Origin of the sequence: Grimontia sp. NTOU-MAR1, from assembly GCF_035758505.1 — a bacterium.
GTDB classification, from domain to species: Bacteria; Pseudomonadota; Gammaproteobacteria; order Enterobacterales; family Vibrionaceae; genus Enterovibrio; species Enterovibrio marinus.
This window is the reverse complement of sequence record NZ_CP142108.1, coordinates 174,716-195,034: the sequence shown is the minus strand read 5'-3', so window position 1 is coordinate 195,034 and position 20,319 is coordinate 174,716. Positions and strand designations below refer to the sequence as shown.

The 20,319-nt window shown below is 46.8% G+C and carries 21 protein-coding genes and 2 pseudogenes; 7 read left to right on the top strand and 16 right to left on the bottom strand.

The window, feature by feature from the left end; all coding sequences use genetic code 11:
• Positions 1–7 precede the first annotated feature (7 nt).
• Complete coding sequence (locus tag VP504_RS00995) at positions 8–712, bottom strand: GntR family transcriptional regulator (protein WP_062661938.1); 705 nt, start codon at positions 710–712, stop codon at positions 8–10.
• 351 nt (positions 713–1,063) lie between these two features.
• Here VP504_RS00995 and VP504_RS00990 point away from each other — a divergent pair, with 351 nt between their 5' ends.
• Positions 1,064–2,020, top strand: coding sequence for an AEC family transporter (locus VP504_RS00990; RefSeq protein ID WP_325892516.1), 957 nt, complete (start codon positions 1,064–1,066; stop codon positions 2,018–2,020).
• A gap of 81 nt (positions 2,021–2,101) precedes the next feature.
• On the opposite strand, the gene VP504_RS00985 is transcribed toward VP504_RS00990, so the two are convergent.
• The 7 genes from VP504_RS00985 to VP504_RS00955 all read right to left on the bottom strand — a co-directional run bounded on the left by VP504_RS00985 (position 2,102) and on the right by VP504_RS00955 (position 7,815).
• Positions 2,102–2,797 (bottom strand): hypothetical protein, encoded by a 696-nt coding sequence (locus tag VP504_RS00985; protein ID WP_325892515.1) that lies wholly within the window; start codon positions 2,795–2,797, stop codon positions 2,102–2,104.
• 79 nt (positions 2,798–2,876) lie between these two features.
• Positions 2,877–4,160, bottom strand: coding sequence for a ferredoxin reductase family protein (locus tag VP504_RS00980; RefSeq protein ID WP_325892514.1), 1,284 nt, complete (start codon positions 4,158–4,160; stop codon positions 2,877–2,879).
• A gap of 131 nt (positions 4,161–4,291) precedes the next feature.
• Positions 4,292–4,957: a TVP38/TMEM64 family protein gene (locus VP504_RS00975; protein ID WP_325892513.1), complete on the bottom strand. Its 666-nt coding sequence runs from the start codon at positions 4,955–4,957 to the stop codon at positions 4,292–4,294.
• A 9-nt stretch (positions 4,958–4,966) separates the two neighbouring features.
• On the bottom strand, positions 4,967–5,404 hold the full coding sequence (locus tag VP504_RS00970; RefSeq protein WP_325892512.1) for a DUF2141 domain-containing protein: 438 nt from the start codon (positions 5,402–5,404) through the stop codon (positions 4,967–4,969).
• The gene (locus tag VP504_RS00965; protein WP_325892511.1) at positions 5,405–6,136 is read right to left on the bottom strand and encodes an SDR family oxidoreductase; all 732 of its coding nucleotides are present in this window, start codon (positions 6,134–6,136) and stop codon (positions 5,405–5,407) included.
• A gap of 94 nt (positions 6,137–6,230) precedes the next feature.
• Complete coding sequence (locus tag VP504_RS00960; RefSeq protein WP_325892510.1) at positions 6,231–6,842, bottom strand: Crp/Fnr family transcriptional regulator; 612 nt, start codon at positions 6,840–6,842, stop codon at positions 6,231–6,233.
• Positions 6,843–6,909: 67 nt separating this feature from the next.
• The gene (locus tag VP504_RS00955) at positions 6,910–7,815 is read right to left on the bottom strand and encodes a LysR family transcriptional regulator (RefSeq protein ID WP_325892509.1); all 906 of its coding nucleotides are present in this window, start codon (positions 7,813–7,815) and stop codon (positions 6,910–6,912) included.
• Between the two features lie 114 nt (positions 7,816–7,929).
• Between VP504_RS00955 and VP504_RS00950 the strand changes: the two genes are divergently transcribed.
• Positions 7,930–8,907: an MBL fold metallo-hydrolase gene (locus tag VP504_RS00950; RefSeq protein WP_325894094.1), complete on the top strand. Its 978-nt coding sequence runs from the start codon at positions 7,930–7,932 to the stop codon at positions 8,905–8,907.
• A gap of 254 nt (positions 8,908–9,161) precedes the next feature.
• On the opposite strand, the gene VP504_RS00945 is transcribed toward VP504_RS00950, so the two are convergent.
• A complete protein-coding gene (locus VP504_RS00945) occupies positions 9,162–9,779 on the bottom strand; it encodes a LysE family translocator (RefSeq protein ID WP_325892507.1) in 618 nt (205 codons plus the stop codon).
• Positions 9,780–9,815: 36 nt separating this feature from the next.
• Entirely contained in the window at positions 9,816–10,676 is an 861-nt protein-coding gene (locus tag VP504_RS00940; protein WP_325892506.1) for a LysR family transcriptional regulator, read from the bottom strand.
• A gap of 109 nt (positions 10,677–10,785) precedes the next feature.
• On the opposite strand from VP504_RS00940, the gene glyA reads away from it, so the two are divergent.
• Positions 10,786–12,120 carry a serine hydroxymethyltransferase gene (glyA, locus tag VP504_RS00935; RefSeq protein ID WP_325892505.1) on the top strand — a complete coding sequence of 445 codons (1,335 nt, stop codon included), beginning with the start codon at positions 10,786–10,788 and terminating at the stop codon, positions 12,118–12,120.
• Between the two features lie 159 nt (positions 12,121–12,279).
• Here the strand turns inward: glyA and VP504_RS00930 are convergent, their stop codons facing one another.
• Together VP504_RS00930 and VP504_RS00925 are read right to left on the bottom strand one after the other, a co-directional pair.
• The gene (locus VP504_RS00930) at positions 12,280–13,779 is read right to left on the bottom strand and encodes a hypothetical protein (protein WP_325892504.1); all 1,500 of its coding nucleotides are present in this window, start codon (positions 13,777–13,779) and stop codon (positions 12,280–12,282) included.
• A complete protein-coding gene (locus tag VP504_RS00925; protein ID WP_325892503.1) occupies positions 13,766–14,338 on the bottom strand; it encodes a hypothetical protein in 573 nt (190 codons plus the stop codon). Before VP504_RS00925 ends, VP504_RS00930 begins: the two co-directional genes overlap by 14 nt.
• A gap of 218 nt (positions 14,339–14,556) precedes the next feature.
• Here VP504_RS00925 and VP504_RS00920 point away from each other — a divergent pair.
• Together VP504_RS00920 and VP504_RS00915 are read left to right on the top strand one after the other, a co-directional pair.
• A pseudogene (locus tag VP504_RS00920) lies at positions 14,557–14,754 on the top strand (IS5/IS1182 family transposase); the annotation flags it as partial.
• A 159-nt stretch (positions 14,755–14,913) separates the two neighbouring features.
• Positions 14,914–16,248 (top strand): IS4 family transposase, encoded by a 1,335-nt coding sequence (locus VP504_RS00915; protein WP_325891013.1) that lies wholly within the window; start codon positions 14,914–14,916, stop codon positions 16,246–16,248.
• A 108-nt stretch (positions 16,249–16,356) separates the two neighbouring features.
• Here VP504_RS00915 and VP504_RS00910 read toward each other — a convergent pair whose 3' ends face one another.
• From VP504_RS00910 to VP504_RS00900, 3 genes and pseudogenes are all read right to left on the bottom strand, one after another.
• Positions 16,357–17,028, bottom strand: coding sequence for a protoglobin domain-containing protein (locus VP504_RS00910; RefSeq protein WP_232314524.1), 672 nt, complete (start codon positions 17,026–17,028; stop codon positions 16,357–16,359).
• Positions 17,029–17,284: 256 nt separating this feature from the next.
• A pseudogene (locus tag VP504_RS00905) lies at positions 17,285–17,534 on the bottom strand (NIPSNAP family protein).
• Positions 17,535–17,573: 39 nt separating this feature from the next.
• Positions 17,574–17,882 carry a DUF1272 domain-containing protein gene (locus VP504_RS00900; RefSeq protein WP_062714362.1) on the bottom strand — a complete coding sequence of 103 codons (309 nt, stop codon included), beginning with the start codon at positions 17,880–17,882 and terminating at the stop codon, positions 17,574–17,576.
• A 352-nt stretch (positions 17,883–18,234) separates the two neighbouring features.
• Here VP504_RS00900 and VP504_RS00895 point away from each other — a divergent pair, with 352 nt between their 5' ends.
• Complete coding sequence (locus tag VP504_RS00895) at positions 18,235–18,981, top strand: sulfite exporter TauE/SafE family protein (RefSeq protein WP_325892502.1); 747 nt, start codon at positions 18,235–18,237, stop codon at positions 18,979–18,981.
• 12 nt (positions 18,982–18,993) lie between these two features.
• Positions 18,994–19,374 (top strand): rhodanese-like domain-containing protein, encoded by a 381-nt coding sequence (locus tag VP504_RS00890; protein ID WP_325892501.1) that lies wholly within the window; start codon positions 18,994–18,996, stop codon positions 19,372–19,374.
• A gap of 5 nt (positions 19,375–19,379) precedes the next feature.
• Here the strand turns inward: VP504_RS00890 and punR are convergent, their stop codons facing one another.
• A complete protein-coding gene (gene punR / locus VP504_RS00885) occupies positions 19,380–20,282 on the bottom strand; it encodes a DNA-binding transcriptional activator PunR (RefSeq protein ID WP_325892500.1) in 903 nt (300 codons plus the stop codon).
• Between the last annotated feature and the right edge of the window lie 37 nt (positions 20,283–20,319).

Sequence of the window (20,319 nt, the reverse complement as noted above, 5' to 3'; positions counted from 1 at the left end):
GGTCCTTCTAATCTTTTAAGATTTGTTGTTCGATTGCCTTTCGGCTGCCCGCGATATGGCGACGCATTGCCAGCTCAGCTAACTCTTCGTCACGGTTACGGATCGCGTGCAAAATAAACTTGTGCTCTTCTAACGCATGGTTGGGTCTGGATTGAGTCTTGGGTGATTGGTAGCGATACATGCGAAGCAAGTGATACAGCTCACCACACAGCAAATTGATCAGCTTTTGATTGCGGCTCGCCATGATGACCCGGTAGTGAAAATCAAAGTCACCGTATTGATGGAAGTAAGATGCGCCCTCGACTTCGTCGATATGTCTGGAGTGCTTGGTGAGCAAATCTTCTATGCCCTGAAGCTCATCCTGCTTGATGTTTCTGGCTGCCAGTCGCGCCGCCATGCCTTCCAACGCTTCACGCACTGCATACAACTCGACGAGTTTTTCTGGCGTTAAGGTAATGACACGCGCCCCAACATGAGGAATACGCTCAATCAGCCCCAGCCCTTCAAGACGCATAATGGCTTCGCGCAGCGGCCCACGGCTGCATTCATAACGGCGGGCGAGTTCTGGTTCAGAGATTTTGCTGCCCGATGCGATTTCACCGGAGACGATGGCCTCGACCAGCAAAGCTGTCAGATTTTCCGACTTGGTGTTTTCTTTCGATGTGGGACTCACGCTTTCCAGCGTCGCGCTTAATGCGTTGTTTTCGCTCATTGTGTTCCTTGTCCAATGGCTGTGTTGACGGTGTTTGTCGTGGTTTCCTCCAGCGCTTTCATGAGCATTTCTGGAGGAAATTGAGACATCGATACAACCCCAACATTGTCTACAATTTTATCTTATAGACATACTTTAGACCCTGAAAATAGATTAGATCAAGAAGATTGTCGACAATTAAGACCAAGGTATAAGGTCACTATTAAGGAAGTTAAAGAAGCGTTAAGAAGTGATAGATTTGTGGGACAGACAAATGGGACACATAGCCTTGATAGCATGACTATTGAGTATTAACACATAAATAGCGTAAATTTTAAGTAACCACCAAAACAGTCGAGATGAAGAAGCAAAATGGCTAACATTCTGGAGCAATTAGCGTTTTCCCTTTCTCTCGTCGCACCGATATTTTTCATCATTTCCCTTGGCTATATCTTCAAGAGACTAAAGTGGACCAACGCCAACTTTAACGATGTTGCCTCACGTTTGGTGTTCAATGTCGCCCTGCCTGCGATGCTGTTTTTAAGTATCGCGACTGCTGACCATAACTTCTCACAAGCCACAGAATTTCTGGCTTTCTCCATTATTATGACGGTGGTTTTTTTCCTGTTTTGTATCGCGTCCACCAAACTGGCTTTCAAGGGAAATCCAGATCACGGCGTGCTGATTCAAGGGAGCTTTCGTGCCAACACAGCCATCATAGGCATCGCTTACGTTGAAAATGCCTATGGCAGTCAAGGACTGGCCCTCGCGGCAATTTATGTGGCTGTGATTACCGTGGTATATAACATTCAAGCGGTGATCTGCTTGTCGCCGCGTTCGGCGGGTTCCAAACTGCAATCGACCAAAACCATATTTATTAATCTGGCCAAGAATCCGCTGATCATCGCGATCGCACTTGGCGTTGTTGTTTCACTACTGAATATCACTCTCCCACCCGTGATTGTCGACACGGGCAACTACCTTTCCCGAATCGCACTTCCACTCGCGCTCTTGTGTACGGGTGGCAGCTTGGATTTCCGGATGATGAGAGACGAGAAAAAGCCCACCTGGTTTGCAGCTTCTAACAAGCTCATGGTTGCGCCTTTCGCCTTTACCTTGATTGCTTACCTTTATGGATTCAGAGGCTTGGAACTGGGGATTCTGTTCTTTATGAACGCCGCACCAGTGGCTGCCGCAAGCTATGCAATGACACGGGCTGCAGGGGGTAATACCACGTTAAGCGCCAATATTATCGGGCTCACCACCCTATTTTCGAGCGTGACGGTTTGTGTTGGGTCTTTGGTGTTGAAGGTGTTGGGGTTGATCTAAAAGCAGCTTTCCAAACAACTAAGGGAGCTAACTCGCTCCCTAGAAATTGCTATATCAAATACAGATATTCAGCAGACCACTTTATGCCGACAAGTCTTGCTTAGCTTCTTTGGGGTCTGGTGTTCGAGGTCGAATGAACAGAAATTCGTTACCAATAAACTCATGCACAGTGTAAAGATAAAAATTCTTACGAAGCTTCGTTATTTTCAGCCAAACCAGCCCTTTCTTTTTAACCTTAATGTCGAACTCTGATGTGTCCCCATTTTCGGTTTTGACAGCTTTGATCTCAGCTGGTCGATCAAAGTATGTGAGTACTAGACCATATATCTCAGGGTCGGCACTACCAAAGCCTGTCCCGCCCAGAGAGTCCTGAGTTTCAAAGTCATACGTAAATGTGCCGAATCTCGCTAACTTTGTTTCTTTTGGCGTAATGACTAAACCTTCGTTCGCTTCTGTGTCGAGCAACGGAGTTGCGAAAGGCTCAATTTTCGCGTGTAAATCAGAAAGGTCAGCATTCAAAGCGCTGCCGATGTCGGTGACATCTAAGTACTGGCTATCAGTTAACGGGCGGCCCCATATTGCGCCGGGGATAACGGTAAACTGGACAATAACTCGCTGAGGTAGGTCGGGCCTTGAAATAACCTCATTGTCATCATTTACATATTCTACATTCATTGCGAATTTAGAATTACCCGATTCGTTCATTGATGAACACCCTACGCTCAAAATACAGATAACAGCAGCCAATACTGCATTGCGCATGTTTTGTTTGTGCATAGGCTCCTCCCGTGGACCTTAGCATTGTGACTTTTGGTTAGTTGGATGAAAAGAAACCGACGTTTGAACAAGCTCGTGCTTACAAAGCACCCCGAAAATCAAACAACTCATAATGGGTGTTGTTCTTCGGCATGCCGAGTTGTTCTAACCCGTCCTGCATTGTCTTTCTGACTTCAGGGTTGCCGCAGAAGTAGAGCGAAACATCACCGATATCGCCATTGATATCTTCGGCAATTTTTTCTGGCGTTAGACGCCCTTGCTCTGAATAGACAATGTTTAGATTGACCGTTGGCAAGCCTTCGACCAATTCACCAAGCTCTTTTGCAAATATGGCAGCGTCTTCGTTTTTCACCAGATAATAAAGCGTGACCGAAGGGTGCTGTTTGCTTTGGCTGTTGAGCGATTGTAACCAGGCAATAAACGGGGTGATACCGATGCCAGAACCAATCCAGATTTGCTCTTTCGCTTTCATATCCAAGCGGAAGCGCCCGTATGGCATATCCAGTCGAATCATCTGGCCGTTTTCCAAATGCTCATAAAGCGTTTTGGTGTAATCACCCAATGCGGCAATCGAGAAACTTGGCTTCCCGCCGTGATCGCTGCTTGCGATGGTGTACGGATGCGGCTCACTTTTGATGTTGTCATTATGGAGGACTGAGACAAAGGCGAATTGCCCGGCTTCCCACTTCGGCTTGCCCTGCAAAGGCTTGGTATCAAAACTGACGATACCATTTTGCTTTTTCACGTTTTCAACTTTGGCGATGTAGTGCTTACTGGTGTCCTTTCCAAAGGCATAGTAGTACCAAGCCCAAACACCAATAACTGCCGTCAGGTTCATGGCGATTCCCGCTGGTGAGAACAGCTGGAAAGGTCTGACAGCAAAAAGATAGTGGAAGACGGAGATGAAGAAAACCAATCCCATCAAGCGATGGCTCCACTTCCATAAGTGGTAAGGCAGCATGCGCATAAAGCTGATCACTACCAAGACCAGCAGCAGCCAAGTTGCCCATTCTCCGGTGTCGGAGCCAATCTCAATCAGACTTGTTTCTTCACGAGCGACTTCAGATTGTGGCACTAGCCACCAATGCATGAAGATAGAAAAAACCGACCAAATACCCGCCCATCGGTGCGCTTTGTAAACCCTGTCCAAACCACCAAAGATAGATTCCAAAATTTCCATGCGCGTCGAAAGCAGAAAAGCCAATGCCATTCCCACCAAGGCATTGGCAGCAAAAAAGGCTGCAATCCAGCGTTGAAGCGTTAATTCTTCCGGCAACAAACTGCCTATGCCGATGAAGCTAAGTATTACTACGCCGGCAACTAAGATGTTTTTCCGGTTATCCAGTGCGAATTTCAATTTCAAAAGACTTGCCTGTCGTGTGTATAAAATTGGTTTGAATTAGAAAGGCTTCCTCTTGTGAAATATAGTGCTTCGAATGTCGAATTGTTGTGAAATCTAACTATCGAAACACTGTTTTTAATCCTCTTTCTCGGCTAGTCCGCGCGAACAGGTCGTTTCAACGAAAAGCGTCTGAGTAGTCCCCATCCAATCCAGAAGAATACCGAAAGTGCAATCGCGGTGAGAATGGCCGGTTTTGGGTTTTCCGGACTGCTGATGGAACCCGCATACGCAGCGATAAAGGTATACGGCAGGTTAACTATGCACCAAGCCAGTAGGAAAGTTGTGAATTTCATGCGGCTGATACCTGACATACATGCTGTGACTTCTGGCAGAATCGGCATGGCGCGGGAAAGTAAAATCATTAACACACCATGCTGACGGAAGTGACCGCGTAACTCAGCACGCTGTTTCTCATCTTTCACGACGACATTGACCAGCTTATCGCCAAACTTTGCACTCAAGACATACCCGGCAATTCCCGCCAGCAAAGTACCCGTGAAAGCCGCTAAGGCGCCAACATATGCCCCTGCGAAATAGCCTCCCAGAATCATGATGGAGAGCGTGGGTACCGCGATGAACAAATCCAAAAACAACAATGAGACGACAATAATTGCAACAGTCAATGCACTCAGTGACTGTGCTTGCTCAAACCACAACTGAATCTGCTCTACCGTTAACCAGCCCATCGCATTCACCGTAATAAAGGTCGAAGCAAAAAACAGGGCCATGATGCCCATGAGTTTAAAAAGTGATGACATAAATCCTCCTTACGGATAACGGATAGTGATTTCGTGGGGAGAGGTGATGCTTGAAGCTTCAAGCTGTGCACTGGAAAAACTTGGCGCTTTGAACGTGATTCGCGCACCGTTGGAAAAACCCAAACCTTCTTTGGGCCAGACACCTGTCCAGCTCTTGGTGACTTTCCCGTCCTCGTCTTCGTCGTGCAGAACCTTGACGGCAAACTGCGTTGGCACATTTTCGAAGGTGACGTTCCGCTCAGCTTTGTCAGCGGTGTAACTAACGATCCTTAGCGCTTTGTCGTGCTTCTTTGGAAAGCCGTCTTCAGCAAATAACATCACCAACACATTTCCTGGCCTTGTTGTGTCTATCCCCTTCACAACGATGTCTACGCTGTTTTCTGTCGCCGTTGCAGTCATTGAAATCACTCCCCAAATAAATCCCAGCCAACTACGTTTTGTGACCATTTATGACGCCTTCAGTAGTTTGCGTGCTGCAAAAGGTGCCAAGGCATTCAGCACCCGTAAAAATCGGGTCGCACCAATGTCGAAGTCGTCCTCGCTTTTTTCGATACCAGCGATAATTTCAGCGGCTGCGACACTCGATGAGATTTTGTTCTTGCCCCTGCCTTTAGTCATTGCGGTATCTACCAGAGGCAAAAAAGCCTGTTGTACGGCAACAACGGAGCCTTCCAGTTGATAGCGCAAACTCTGGGAGAAGATGTTGAGTGCACCTTTCGTTGCGCAATAGACCGCAGAAGATGCCTTTGGCACTAATCCAAGTGCAGAATTAATGTTGATGACGCGAGACGATTCCGATGCAAGAAGTGCAGGCAATAAGCCATGAATCAGCGCGCAAATAGAGGTGAAGTTGGTATCGACTTCCGTTTTCACCGTGTCGAATGTGAACGCCTCGTCAGTGAATTTCGGCATAAACTGGGCCGCAGCGTTATTGATGAGCAAATCTATTTCGGGTTTCGCGGAGGCAATAGATTGGGCGATGAGATGAACCTGATCCACATCCGCCAAATCAACCTGAAAAGTGATGATGGAAGGCCATTTTTTCTTCAATGTGCTGAGTTTCTGTGCATCCCGCCCAAGCACTATCAGTTGGTTATCGCTGACGAGTTGTTCAACTAACTGGCGGCCAATGCCGGACGTCCCACCAGTAAGCACAATGGTTTTATTGAGTAGTTTCATCCTGACTCCCTTTTTAGATAGTTCGGGATTCAGCTTATTGGGAAGAAGCGGCTAACACTTTAACAAGAGTTAAAACCACCAAATTTCTTCTTTTTTACTGGCGCTGATAAGCGTTTTGGACGCCGAGTTTAGCGCGGATGCGGGAGAGTGAGACTTCCGTGATGCCAAGGTAGGAAGCGATATGATAGTTGGGCAAGGATTGCGATAATTCAGGGCAGGATTCGACAAACTGAATGTAGAGCTCGGTCGGTGACAGCATCAGTAAATCAGCTTCCCTCGCCTCTTTTTTTAAGGCCAATGCCGTCACCATCTGCAGGAAGGCATCTTTCCATCCCGGTGTTGACTCACTTAAACTTCTTAACGCCTTCGCAGGCAATTCGAAGCACACTGAATCGGTTAATACTTCACAGCCAAAGCGCGCAGGCAGCCCTCTTGCGAAAGACGATAAGCACGCAGACACCTTGCCCTGTTGGAGAAAAGACTTGTTACGTCGGTTGCCGTCTGGCGTGAGATAGAAATTGCACAAGGTACCCGCACAAACAAACCCTACTTTGTCGACAACATCTCCGGCGCTGAACAGGACATCACCCTTGCTGTAAAGCTTGAGTTTTCCCTGTTCGATAAAAGACTGCCATTCGTCATCGCTCAGAGCAAAATGCTGTCTGAAGCCCGCTTCAAACTGTGTCAGTATCTGCCTTTCTTCCATCCACCTTTCCGTTCTTCATCGGTTTACCATCGGCTAATTCATTACGAATTACAGCGAGTTGCAGATCTTACTTATCCCAATAAGGTGTGCCTTCAAATCGGGCGACCAGGAAATCAATCAAGGTTCTGACTCGGCGTGATAAATGCCGTGTTTGCGGGTAAATCGCGTAGGCGTTGAGCTCGCCAAAAGCATAGCCGGGAAGCACCACTTCTAGACGCCCTTCCCTGATGGCTTGATAGACAACAAACGTTGGTAGGTGGGCAATACCCATCCCTTTTTCTGCCGCGGAAAGCAGAAAATCCCCGCTGCTCCCTTTTAGCGCTGGATTAATCTTCACTTTTTGCAGTTTTCCATCCGGCGTATTTAACCGCCAATGGCTCACGTCTTTATTCAGGCTATAAACAATAGCTTGATGGTTAATAAGCTCGGAGGGTGTTTTCAGTGAGCCATGTTTTTCGAGGTACTTAGGGCTGGCACAAAGTACATGACGGACTGTGGCGATCTTTCTCGCAAGTAAGGTGGAATCAGGTAGATCAGCGATACGAATCGCCAGATCGTAGCCCTCCTGTATCAAATCAACCTGTCTGTCATTGAAGTCGAGTTCAAACTCAATTTGCGGGTGTGCTTCAAGGAAATCGTTTATGGCGGGCCCTATATGGAGCACTCCAAACGTTGAAGGAACAGCAACTTTTAACGGCCCTTTCAGCACACAATGCGCCTGAGAAGTCATTTCCTCCGCTTCACGCAAGTCTTCGAGAATGCGCAGGCAATGCTTGTAATATTCCGTGCCTGTTTCTGTGGCATGCATGGTGCGTGTTGTTCGGTGGAACAGTTGAACATTCAGGTGTTCTTCCAGCTCTTTTAAACGTCGGCTAACTGCTGATTTGGCAATGTTCATGCGGTCTGCTGCACCGCTGATGCTGCCAATCTCTGCCACCCGCACAAAGGTTTCCATATTGGTGAACTTGTCCATCGCCTCTCCATTTATTCTCGTTTGGAGAACACTGAGTTACTTCAATTGCTGTTTTTTCTTTATCCAAGAATTTCTAGAGTGGACACAAATGGACGACAAGTAAAGGAAAGCATGATGAAAATAACGACAACAACAGCGGCAGTACTTGCTGCAACTTCACTCTTGAGTCTCTCAACGCAAGCTAACGAGCCGGTATGGGATGCCAACAAGGTTCAACTCGTCGCTGAAAAACTCGATGATGGGGTTTATGCCTACTATCCCAGCGATGCCAAAGAGCTGGAGCAGAAAGGCTTACCAGTAGCCACAAGTGGCGGTTTTGTTGTAGGTGACAAAGGCGCATTGGTCATCGACACCATGCTCAATGAACGTCTGAACCAGCAAGTTCAGGGAATGGTGAAGAAAGAAGCGAAAAAACAAATCATCTATGCGGTGAACACCAGTTTCCACGGCGATCACTCCTACGGCAACATGTACCTGCCTGAGGAAACTAAAATCATCCAGCACGAAGTGACGAAAGAATATATTGATACTCACTTTAAGCAAGACACGCAGTTCATGATGCAGAATTTTGGTAAAGGCCGCGGCATCGAAGAAATCGTACCGACAGATGCGGACATTCTGATCGGTAAAGGCGGTACGATTGAACTCGACCTAGGCGGCAGGAATGTTGAAATCATAGACTTTGGTTTTGCTCAGACAGGCGGTGATCTGTTCGTTTGGGAGCCAAAATCAAAAACCATGTGGACGGGTAACCCAATTATCACTGTCAAACCATCGCTACCATGGCTTTTGGATGGTCACTTGCTGGAAACTCTGGATTCACTGAAGAAAGTGAAAGCCTTCCTTCCTGAAGAAGCGACGGTGGTTCCGGTACATGGTTCCCCAATGTCACCGGAAGATATTCAGTGGCACATTGATTATCTGGAAGCAATCACAACCCAGGTACAAAAAGCCGTTGATGAAGGCCTGTCACTTGGCGAAACAGTGAAGAAAGTGCAGTTGCCAGAGTTTACTGGCTACGCGCTGCGCGATTGGGTTCACCCTGGCCTGAACGTACCAGCAGCTTACCGAGATTTATCTAAGCAGCAGTAGCTTCCTTGCATACCCAAACAACCTGAAGATGACCTCCCTTCGGGCGAGATGACTGACGTCATGCTCTTTGTTGTTCCTTTTTGATGGAGGTGACTACACCTACAAAGGAACGCCGCGATCACAACGCCAGTCAAACTCGCTGAATCCTGAATCTTCAGGTTATTTGGGTATAAACTGTTTAAGCACTGAGCAGAACATAAAAGGGGTGATTAAGCACCCTTTCCTCTACAAATCACCTTCCAGCAAACAGGAAATCAGCTTCGGTTCATCATCAGCAAGTTACCACCTGACACGCCAAGTACGACAGCACATCCGCGGTTAAACCAGCGAGCCATTTTAGGTTTACTAAACCATTGGCGAAGATAAATGCCGAAGAGCGCATAAATAGAAATAGCGACCACCTCCAAAACCAAGAAGGTCAGCCCCAGAATGAAGAACTGCTGATTGATGGGTGCAGAAGGATCAACAAACTGCGGTAGAAACGCAGTGAAGATGAGGATGGCCTTTGGATTTCCAGCCGCCAGCGCCAACTCTTGTTGAAGCAATGCTTTAACCTTTTTATCTGCTCCTTTATCGCTTACCGGATTCGACGTTGACCGCCAAAGCTGGAAAGCAATCCAGAACAGATACATCGCGCCGACTAGCTTTATCGCTAGAAAGACCTTTTCAGATGCGTAAAGGATGACCGCCAATCCAGAGGCGGTTAGTGCAATCATTACCGCAAAGGCCACTATTCGGCCAAAGCTGGCGATCAACGCAGATTGAAACCCATAACAACGGGCATTATTCATCGCAAGTAAGTTGTTTGGCCCCGGCGTCATGTTCAAGGCAAAGCAGGCCGGGATAAACAGTAGAAAGGTAATTAGTTCCATTAGTGTATCTTTGCGTCCTTTTGGTGACTTTTCACCCTATCTAGAAGCGCACTGCGCCGTCAACCAATCATAGAAATGATTGGCCACAGGGTGATCATCACAGGCAGCGCTTCGATAGAGATAGTATCCGCCACTTTCCACCTGATTCACTGAATCGTCCGGCCAAGGCACCAACTCACCTCGCTCCAAATAATCCTGCAACAGGGAAACCCGCCCAACCATCGCTCCCTGCCCGTCCAAGACCGATTGCAGTAATAAAGCATACAAACTGGAGCGACGCGTTCGCGCTTGAATACTGCTGAACTTGTCCTGCCAGAATCGCCAATCATCATGCCAGTGCATGTCTTGGTAAAAGACGGGCTCATCTTTCCCTTTATAATTAGGCGCACTGACCGGCAACAGTGTCTCGCTCCACAGTTTTTGCCAGCGACGGCCAGGGTCATGAAGGAAATAACCCAGCGCAAGATCGGTTTCATCCGGTTGGCCGGAAACGGTCGACACAGCGGTGATTTCCAATTCATGCTCCGGGAAATCATGCTGATAGCTCCCCAAACGCTTTTGCAACCAGAACTGAGCAATAGCGTGCTGTGTAGCCAATCTAACTGGCCTTAGCTTTCCATGACGAATCCGTTCAACGTTCTCTTCAAAATCTTTTAGCGCTTGTTTAACCAGCACTAAAAATTCTTTGCCTTTGGGCGTGAGTGAAACCCCTTTCCCATGCCTCGCGAACAAAGAAACGGCTAAATGACTTTCGAGTTTTTTGACCTGATACGCCACTGCAGATGCAGTCAGGAAAAGCTCTTCTCCCGCTCTGGCGAAGCTTTCATGTTCGGCAGCAGCTTCAAAAGCCACCAGCGCATCTAAAGGAGGAAGTTGAGGAAAGCGAACAGAACGCATGACATAAGCCCAAAATTATTTTTGCCTTATACAAAAAATAATCCATTTGAGCGAAATGGTCTTCCGCGTTGAGATAGATACATCACAAAACAGAGAAAGGACGGCAAAAATGACATTTCATCAGAAGCCTTGGGTAGCAGAAAGCATCAATGATTACGCGAAAGACACCGTAGGCAATATCAGCGCGCTGAACGAATCAGGTGTCATTGCGGCAATTTATGCGCTTTCCGATGAGAACCGGAACATCCACGAAAGAGAGTGCATCAACCTCAACCCGGCCACCAATATCATGAACCCAAAAGCGGAAGCGCTGTTGGCAACAGGTATTGGTACGCGCCCTTCTCTTGGCTATCCCGGCGACAAGTATGAAATGGGGCTGGAAGCCATCGAGAAAATCGAGATCATTGCAGCGCAATTGGCGTGTGATGTTTTTGATGCGAAATTCTCTGAAATCCGCGTCGCCTCAGGGGCGATGGCAAACCTTTATGCCTTTATGGCGACGACACAACCGGGCGACACCATTCTCGTTCCACCAGCTTCTATCGGTGGTCATGTCACTCACCATAATGCAGGTGCGGCGGGATTGTATGGGCTTAATATTGTCGAAATGAAAGCCGACGCCGAGCACTACACCGTCGACTTGGATGCGCTAAGAGAGCAAGCACACGCCCTCAAACCTAATTTGATCACCATTGGCGGCAGCTTAAACCTCTTGCCCCACCCTGTTGCAGACATCCGAGCTATTGCCGATGAAGTCGGTGCCAAAGTGCTGTTCGATGCAGCGCATCAATGCGGGATTATCGCAGGCAACAGCTGGCCAAATCCACTCGCCGAAGGTGCTCATTTGATGACCATGAGCACCTATAAAAGCTTGGGAGGTCCTCCGGGCGGGCTGATCGTCTCCAACGATGCTGCTTTGATGGAACGCATTGACGCCATTGCCTTCCCCGGGTTAACCGCGAATTTTGACGCTGCCAAGTCTGCCGCTCTTGCTGTTTCGCTGTTGGACTGGAAGTCGTTTGGCACTGATTATTCCAACACTATGATTGAAGCTAATCGAAAGCTGGCAAAGGCCTGTCAGGAGGAAGGGTTACCTGTGTTTCAAGTAATAGGGTCAAATGGACAAACCACTTCTGAATCTCACCAATTTGCCATTCAGGCAACATCATTTGGTGGCGGGCAAACCATGGCAAAGAAACTACGCAAAGTGAACATTCTGACCTGTGGGATTGGCTTGCCAATAAAAGCCGTGGACGACGATATGAACGGCCTTCGCTTTGGTACACCCGAAATTGTTCGGGCAGGAATGACAGCAGAGCAAATGCCTGAAGTCGCCAGGTATATTGCTGATTCATTGTTAAGCAGAAAGCCTGATGAGAACACAGCAAAAGCAGTCTCAGCGCTTCGCCGGCAGTTCACAACGATGCGCTACGTCCACAGTTAAACCCTGCATTCGGCTGGGTACGCACCACGCTTCTCGATAATACAGGTCATAGGAAACAAAGAACGCGCGGCTCTACCCGGATACACGAACGCAATTTGACAAGGCCACAACATACCAGTGGCCTTTTTTATAGAGATGAATCGCTTACCTACCACTCAATCAATGTGGCACACAAAGTGGCCATGTTTCTTCCACTTTGAGCTTGGAAGGGATCTGCAATGTCTCCTGACGGAAGATGGAAATAAAAGGCTTATAGTCGTCTTGATCAAGCGTGACAACATGTCGTAACCCCATGCCATCGCAAGCCAGACGACTGATTACCTGCCCTATCGAACCGGGAAACAGGTTGTGCTGAAGCGTAATTTTATCCCCAAACCTTGTGGTCAACTCAACGTCAAAACCGGGTTGCGGTGCGCCGTCCAAATTTAGCGAAGAGGCTGTTCTGGGATGCTCCGTCGTTAGCATATAGCTACCGTGTTTGAGCCAATCTGGCTCGTTGTAATCGCCACAGTTTTCAATCCGATACCCATTGTAAGGGTCGCTATTAATGGCCGTCGGCGATAAATCTTGATTTGGCCCAGCACCATCTTCTTTTAAGATTTGATAGGAAGGTGGGTTATTAGGGTCATAGTTATCGTACCCCCCAGTGTAGAGTTGAGATTTGTAATCGGTTACTTGAACAGTCGCACCATAATAACTCTGTACATTGTGTTTGGGCGTGAGTTTCAACTCGATCAAATACTCTTTAAGGTCTGGATCACTGACACTCAACAGCTCACTATCAATCGCAGCAACAACGGTTGAACGCGCACCGGATGGTCCATTTAAATACATGTCGATATAGTTGTGTCCTACGGGGTCAGGTCTATCAAATCCCGCTGGCCAGAAGGAGTTAACGTTTATGTTCCAACCAGTGAACAGATCTAAAGAAGTGATCACATAGTCCACGTCCAAAAGCACGTGATTACCATTTAATATTGGCGAAGCTGGTGCAATGTGTACGGCTTTGATCGCATCCCCCGTCGAATAAGCGTTGACATTTTTTGTATGGTTATAAGCTTGATTCATATAGAGGTTACCTTGAGAGTGGGCAACGAGAACGATCTTGCTCCCATGCCACACCAAGGCGTCAAGAATAGCCTCATGCTCTTTGCTGGTTTGGATGTCCGCTTGGTTGTTATAGAGGAAGGTCAGTAGCGTTGTAATGACATCGTGGCGTTGTTCACTTAACGCTGCCTGGAGCAGTTTAAAATACCCAGATAGCACATCGCCCTGGTAATCAAAAAATCCCGAAGATTGCTCACCACGCAATATTGGCCAGAACAGCTCCCATCGTTCAGAAAGAATCTGATCATACTCAGCGGAACGCTGCTCAAATGTTTCAGCAAAATCTTCCAGTGCAGTAACAAATCCATTGGCTTTACCGCTCTGGTTATAGGCAAGCACGTAGCGAAGTTTTGCTTGATTGTATTGCGCTCCATGCCCCAATGCTGACTCTGTTGCGAGTATATTGTCCTCAGCCTCTTGCCTGTCAGTCAGCACGCCATTGAAGAAAACGATGGCGTAATCTTCGATTTTGCAGGTATTTGTTGCATGAGTTTTAAAGGATATCGCAGAGCTCAAAACCAGCAACACGCACATTAACTTACTCGCACGCATTTTCATTACCTCCAATAGAGAAAGCCATGCCATTTGCAACCTTGTTACCTTTCAGGTATTGCATCGTACGTGCTTTGGTATTGTAAGTAAGCGCTCTAAGCGTGCGGGTGACTTTTGAAAAACCTGAACCCAGTGATTCCATCAAACACCGTTTAGAACGAATGCTATCGCTTGAAAGCTGTCGCATCGCTGCTTTACTTTCCTCTTCACCTAGCGAATCCCAATCAACTTTCATTTCGTTTTGAAGTGATTTCGCGTGCTGTATTAGCGCTTGTTTCACCGTTTCATCAGCGTCCGTATAAGAAATGATCATGTCGATATCATCACGTACCCCATTCCCATCATCATCAGTACCCTCTAGGCTTTCTGTCCTATCGAGTTGAGGTTCATGATTTGAATAAGACAATTCCAGTGATTTCTTAACGCTTTCCGCCAAGGTCACGGTTTCTGTCGGCGCTGAGGGAGAGGAGCTGGGTGTATTTGAATCGGTGGTATTACTATCGCTGTTGCATCCTGACAGGATAAAAAACAGCAAGGGGTAGAATGAAATCCGTTTCATTTAAAAATCCATTTAGCTAGCCAAAAAGAAATAACCTAAACAGAATCTGTTTCTGACTTCTGTCGTGCTTAGGTACATATACCTAAACAACCAATTTAAAAGGATTTTCATCGATGCTCTGGCTTATTAGTGAGACGCAGCTGTTAGGAAAACCAGACGCCATATGCATTTAATGACGCAGATTGCGCTAACTATTCACCTATTCGGTAACGTAAACCCAGCGACATCGAGGTCATCTCTATGCGGGCTAACGTGGATTGTTGAAAATACAAATCCAATGCTTTTTGGCGGCAGCAGCGAAAAACACTAAGAAGATTGTCCTGTTGGGGGCATATCTTTGCCAAATCGCGCTCTATACGCGCCAAATAGCTCAGCTAGTTAGGCAAGTCAGCCTCAGTGGGTTAAAAGCCGTTTGAAACTAACGGTATGGAAAAGTAGCGTGATCGCGCCCTTCAACCGCTAACAAAAAACCCGCTCAAAAAGCTAACACCGATCAGTTAAGGCATTGATCAGTTGAACGATCCTACAGATGGTTAACAATACCCTCAGTACACTAATTGCTGAGGGTATTTTTTATGTTGGCTCACTGGCTGATTGATGTCGATACGTTTGCTGCACCCGAATCAATGGCTCTCTTCCAAAAAGAACTCCCGCTCGAATGGATAGAGCAAGCCCTTGATTCGACCAACAAAGCCAGTATGAGACGGCGTAAGTTACCCGCCGAACTTGTCGTTTGGTTGATTGTCGGTATTGGCTTGTATCGGGATAAACCCATCACGGAAGTTTTAGATAAATTAGACCTCAAGCTTTCCAACCACTTAGGGGATTCTGTTGCACCAAGTGCTATCCCTCAAGCGAGAAAGCGCCTCACCGCCCAACCTTTGGAAGCGCTTTTTAAACTGACAGCCGCCCATTGGACCCAGCAGGAAGATAGCGATGACAAATGGTTTGGCCTAAGTTTACTTTCAGTCGACGGCACTCAGTTCCGCACCCATGATACCGCCTGTCTTGCGGAGCACTTCCAATACATCAAGTACAATGAAAACCACCATACTGAATACCCGATTGTTCGATTATGTGCCCTCACATCGCTGCGAAGTCGTTTATTACATGATGTTGTCTTTGGGCCCAGCTCGACAGGTGAGGTCTCTTATGCCAAACAGCTGGCGGCTTCGGCTCCCGCTCACTCCCTGACGATTTTTGACCGCTGTTACCTCAGTGCTGAGTTGATGATTAATTGGCAACGGCAACATACGACGAGTCACTGGATGACGCCGATAAAATCCAACACGCAATATGAAGTGATTGAACAACTGGATAAGGAAGGGCGAGACCTTTTAGTGGAAATGAAAGTGTCAGCCCATGCTCGGAAACAAGACCCGAGCTTGCCGGAGAAATGGCAAGCCCGCCTTGTCCTGTCCCCCAAGCCAGAGCAACCCAATCACGTCAAAGGTGTCCTCACCTCCTTAACGAGTCTGGAATATGGTACGCAGTCATTACTGGATGTGTACTTTGAGCGATGGGAAATAGAGAACAGCTACGGAGAGATAAAGCACAATATGCTTGAAGATGAAGTGCTGCTACGAAGTCAGTCTGTGGAGGGGGTAATACAAGAAATCTGGGGACTATTGATAGCTTACAATTTGGTTCGTCTGGAAATCAGTCGTATTGCGAGAGAGGCGCAGGTATCGCCATTGCGGATAAGTTTTATGATGGCATTGAGAGATATTCAGGATGAGCTGATGTGGTGTGCGATAGCAGCCCCCGGCTCAATCCCGAGAAAGCTAAGAGCCATGCGGGAGAGAGTGAAACGCTACATACTCCCCAAAAAAAGAAAACGGCCCAAAGCGAGGACCGTTCGTATTAATAAAACTCGCTACCCTGTTCGCTCTAAGCACCTTAAACCTTAAGTGATAGGTGTTAGCTCAAAAAGCGGGTTTAGTCAACAACCTTAAACAGGCCACTTTAAAGAGGCCTGTTTGTCTTAAAGTTACAACTAGGAGAGTAAACTGTAGACCTTAGAAATCACCATCTTTGATGTAAGGGTGTGTCCAAAGAATCACAGACAGAATGACTGCTTTTCTCCACGCCTCATACATAGCATCAACCTCTTTTTGCGATGCGTTGCCGTTTTGCAAAAACGGTTTGATGGTTGTTGTAATTGGGTAGATAAACGCCACCATGTATCTGTAATCAATGTGGTCAACTGAATTCACGTTATCAGTACGGTTCTTACCCACGCTGTGGTGACGTTTGGCAATTTCATGCTGATAATTCAACCACTGCTGGTCATAATTTGCATCGGTCAAATCCAAAATCCACTGCTCAAAGCGGTCCCTGACTCTTGAAAGGTATTCACCGTTTGCTTCGCCCGATTCCTTGTTTGAAAAATAGTAAAGCAGATGGGGATTTGCACCTACATAACCGTACCAAGTATCGAGAATCTCAGTAATTTGAGGTTTAAGAATTTTTTGGGCCTGACGAAGCGCCTTCACATCCTCGGGACCAAAGAAAATGGTTTTTTGTAACAGTGCAAATTCCTCTGGTGTGACAGGGGAGGTTTCCAAAGATTTTGAGTAAGCATCGTAACCAGGGATATTGCTACCAGAATTATTACCAGCACTGACTGCTGTTCCTGTGCACCCTAAAAGTACCGATGCACTGAAAAGCGCGTATACAAGCTTCTTCATATTTACCTCTCATTGCTTCAAATTTAGTGGTTATTTTCCATACACCTCGGCACCATTCCTATCGCGCCAACATCGGGTATCGAATCGAAACTTTTTATGTTTCGTGTCGACACTATATGTCAGGTTGTTTGAAAACGTCAATAGCACTAAAGAAATCATTTAGAGATCAAATAAAGGTGGGCACTGCAGAATGGCTCGCAGGGGCTTACTGATAAGTCAATTATCATTGCCCAAGCAGGTAATGGAAAAATATCAGTTATTCAAAGATGGGTCTGAAAAAGCGCCGTTCGTAGCTTATGGTTATTTGGGTATACATCTCCTAATCAGCGAGACTCGGAAAAGTGAAAAGCGCCAGCGCTACATTGTTAACCTCGCTCTGAAGGCAAGAAATAGCCGTTGTGTTAGCCGCCAAACTTGTTCAACAGCGGAACCCACATCTTGGCGTATTGCTCAAACTCAGCAACTTTCCTCGGATCGATGACATATTTGAGATAACACGTAACCATTTTGCTCTCCCTGTTTGTACCCGTCTTATTCAGGCCACGTTATCGATTTTCAGGCTCGATATGTTTGAACTGCTCACTAAACGCTTTGAGTTCTTCAATGGTGTAACGCGTATTTACCCGCTTGGTCGAGGGTATTTGGTGATGAAGGCTCACTCCTTCACGTCGTGCTGTTTTCGGACGGATGGGCCTTGGCATAAATCCACCGCCACAGTTTGGGCAAACGTTAGAAAGGATGTCTTCCACGCAAGTGACACAGAAGGTGCATTCGTAGGTACAGATCATCGCCTCGGTTGAATCAGGCAACAGGTCTTTATCGCAGCATTCGCAGTTAGGTCTAATTTCCAGCATGGGCAAATTCCTTTTTTGAAAGTGACAGTGCCAGTGTCATTGTCAGTGCAATCACATACATCAAATACTACAGAGTGAATCCACTTAGGCCTCAGGAAAAAACATCAATTGTTTTGCGGGGTACTGATAAAAGATAACAATAGATAACACGCATGGTTTTAAGAGCTTCTGATAGGGGACTGTTGATGGTTAGGTCCGGCTTATATCCGGCAAAGTGAGCCCCCCTTTAACTCAGTCAACATCAAGCGGCAAACAATCCCTTTTCGAGCAAACAACGTTTCATACGTTGTTGAACTTCCCCCCCATCATTTAGTGTCTCGTCAATACTTTTACTAAGTAATGAGATAAATGAATGGCTTTACTCGGAGCACTTTTTATTGGTTTCTCACTAGCAATTTTAGGCTCGGGAGGCGCCATTATTACAATACCGGTGCTGGTGTACGGTATAGGAATGCCAGAAAAAGAAGCGATTATGTCTTCCCTAATTGTGGTTGGTATTCTTAGCCTCTTATCTTCTTTGAAGAATCCTTTCACCAAAAACATCAACATTCGTCTCCTGCTGGCCTTCGGTGTACCAAGTGTTCTGTGCGCTTATTTGGGCGCAGATGCAGCAGTCGACGCACCTGTTATAACACAACTGATTGTCCTGTCTTTTTTCATGTATATCGCGGGGGGGAAAATGCTTTTCTCTACCCGAACGCCAAAGATAAAGCAAACACCAACCACCCTCTTTCCGATATTTATCGTTGGTGGTTTCGTCGGACTCTTAACGGGTTTCGTAGGGGTCGGCGGTGGATTTCTCATTGTACCAGCATTGATTTTGGCAGCAGGCTTACAGTTCGATGAAGCACTCGCAACAAGCCTAATACTCATTACCCTCAATGCCATTTTTGGCCTGACTGGTTATCTGACATCTTCCCCAGACCAGTTCTTCTCACTTCGTTGGACAGATTTAACTCAGGTCATTCTTTTAGGCGCTATCGGCGTGTTGTTTGGAGGCAGGCTTCGCACTTTCTTTCCCCAAACATACATGACTCGTTTATTTGGAGCGCTCTTAATGATCATTTCTACCGTTTTTGTATTCAATCAAATATTGTGAAAGGAAAAACCTATGCTCTTAACCAGTCAGCAATTCGTCGATGTTATTAAAGAAAAAATCATAGAGATATCACCAAAGCAACTCAGCGAAAGTGCTGACGAAGTAGTTCTCATTGATGTGCGAGAGCCCCAAGAATTAGAGGGTGGAATTATCTCCAACTCGTATCCTATTCCCAGAGGAACACTGGAAATGAATATCATTGCATACCTCGTCGACACCTTAAAAGTAGAAGATGTTTCTAACGCCCCTATTGTTCTCTACTGTCGTTCAGGTGCACGCTCAGCTTTAGCCACAGAATCTTTAAAGAGAATGGGCTTCAACAATGTGAGCTCGCTAAAAGGAGGCATTGCCCAATGGTCTTCCGCGGGATATCCATTGGTGGAGCAAAGTTAATGGGTTCAATCCAGCCATTCTTTGTGGGCTTTTTCAGCATCACCAAGGTAATCTAAGATCCAGTTCACTGCTGGATTTTCTTTGTCTGACCGCCAAGCAATACAACATGGACTTTTTGCGGGTGGTTCCACTAACGTTTTTTCTACTAATTCACCATTTTCGAGGTACGGTTTAGCCATGTGTGAAGGCATGGCCCCAATGCCAAGACCAGAACGAAAACACTGAATCGCACTGTGCCAGTTAGGTACAGTGAGGCGACGCTGATTGTCGAGCAGCCAGGTAGCACGTTTGGGGAGAATGCGGGAGGTGTCTTCAAGACAAATTGCAGGGTAAGCCAGCAGTTGTTCATGTCTGAGAGGTTCAGGTTCTGCCGCTAGAGGGTGGTCTTTCGAAACCACAAACCGCCAGGTGAGGATGCCCATGTCGCGATAGCTCAGGTTTCCGCTGACTGGTACCGCAGCAGTTGCCCCAATGGCTATGTCCGCCCTGTCATAAGCCAGAGCATCCCATACGCCATTGAACACTTCCATCGTCAGCAGTAATTCCACGTCAGGGAAAGCATCGTAGAAGTCCCGAACCAATGAATCGACACGATCTTCACGCACCACGTTATCAAGAGCCAGAGAAACACTTCGTGTCCAACCGTTGGCGACCCGCTGGGTTTGATCGCGAATATCATCCATCCGTTTGAGCAAGTCTCTAGCCTGTTGCACAAAGAACTCGCCAGCGGGCGTGAGTTTAACTGAGCGGTGTAATCGCTCAAATAAATTCACAGCAAGCTTCTCTTCCATCTGTCTGACGGTATAGCTCACTGCACTAGGAACTTTGTGTAATTCTTCGGCTGCAGTAGAAAAGCTGCCACGGCGTGCAACAGCATCGATAACTTGCAGATCTTGATAAGAAAACATACGAATCAAATTTTTTGAAAGCAGTGTGGAAATTTTA

Coding starts and splice junctions, on each gene's coding strand:
- VP504_RS00970 (WP_325892512.1), bottom strand. CDS start 5,404: ATGGTCACAAAACGTAGTTGGCTGGGATTTATTTGGGGAGTGATTTCA.
- VP504_RS00940 (WP_325892506.1), bottom strand. CDS start 10,676: ATGCGTTCTGTTCGCTTTCCTCAACTTCCTCCTTTAGATGCGCTGGTG.
- punR (WP_325892500.1), bottom strand. CDS start 20,282: ATGTTTTCTTATCAAGATCTGCAAGTTATCGATGCTGTTGCACGCCGT.
- VP504_RS00985 (WP_325892515.1), bottom strand. CDS start 2,797: ATGCACAAACAAAACATGCGCAATGCAGTATTGGCTGCTGTTATCTGT.
- VP504_RS00890 (WP_325892501.1), top strand. CDS start 18,994: ATGCTCTTAACCAGTCAGCAATTCGTCGATGTTATTAAAGAAAAAATC.
- VP504_RS00915 (WP_325891013.1), top strand. CDS start 14,914: ATGTTGGCTCACTGGCTGATTGATGTCGATACGTTTGCTGCACCCGAA.
- VP504_RS00975 (WP_325892513.1), bottom strand. CDS start 4,957: ATGTCATCACTTTTTAAACTCATGGGCATCATGGCCCTGTTTTTTGCT.
- VP504_RS00950 (WP_325894094.1), top strand. CDS start 7,930: ATGAAAATAACGACAACAACAGCGGCAGTACTTGCTGCAACTTCACTC.
- VP504_RS00895 (WP_325892502.1), top strand. CDS start 18,235: ATGGCTTTACTCGGAGCACTTTTTATTGGTTTCTCACTAGCAATTTTA.
- VP504_RS00930 (WP_325892504.1), bottom strand. CDS start 13,779: ATGCGTGCGAGTAAGTTAATGTGCGTGTTGCTGGTTTTGAGCTCTGCG.
- VP504_RS00945 (WP_325892507.1), bottom strand. CDS start 9,779: ATGGAACTAATTACCTTTCTACTGTTTATCCCGGCCTGCTTTGCCTTG.
- VP504_RS00995 (WP_062661938.1), bottom strand. CDS start 712: ATGAGCGAAAACAACGCATTAAGCGCGACGCTGGAAAGCGTGAGTCCC.
- VP504_RS00990 (WP_325892516.1), top strand. CDS start 1,064: ATGGCTAACATTCTGGAGCAATTAGCGTTTTCCCTTTCTCTCGTCGCA.
- VP504_RS00965 (WP_325892511.1), bottom strand. CDS start 6,136: ATGAAACTACTCAATAAAACCATTGTGCTTACTGGTGGGACGTCCGGC.
- VP504_RS00955 (WP_325892509.1), bottom strand. CDS start 7,815: ATGGACAAGTTCACCAATATGGAAACCTTTGTGCGGGTGGCAGAGATT.
- VP504_RS00925 (WP_325892503.1), bottom strand. CDS start 14,338: ATGAAACGGATTTCATTCTACCCCTTGCTGTTTTTTATCCTGTCAGGA.
- VP504_RS00960 (WP_325892510.1), bottom strand. CDS start 6,842: ATGGAAGAAAGGCAGATACTGACACAGTTTGAAGCGGGCTTCAGACAG.
- VP504_RS00900 (WP_062714362.1), bottom strand. CDS start 17,882: ATGCTGGAAATTAGACCTAACTGCGAATGCTGCGATAAAGACCTGTTG.
- glyA (WP_325892505.1), top strand. CDS start 10,786: ATGACATTTCATCAGAAGCCTTGGGTAGCAGAAAGCATCAATGATTAC.
- VP504_RS00910 (WP_232314524.1), bottom strand. CDS start 17,028: ATGAAGAAGCTTGTATACGCGCTTTTCAGTGCATCGGTACTTTTAGGG.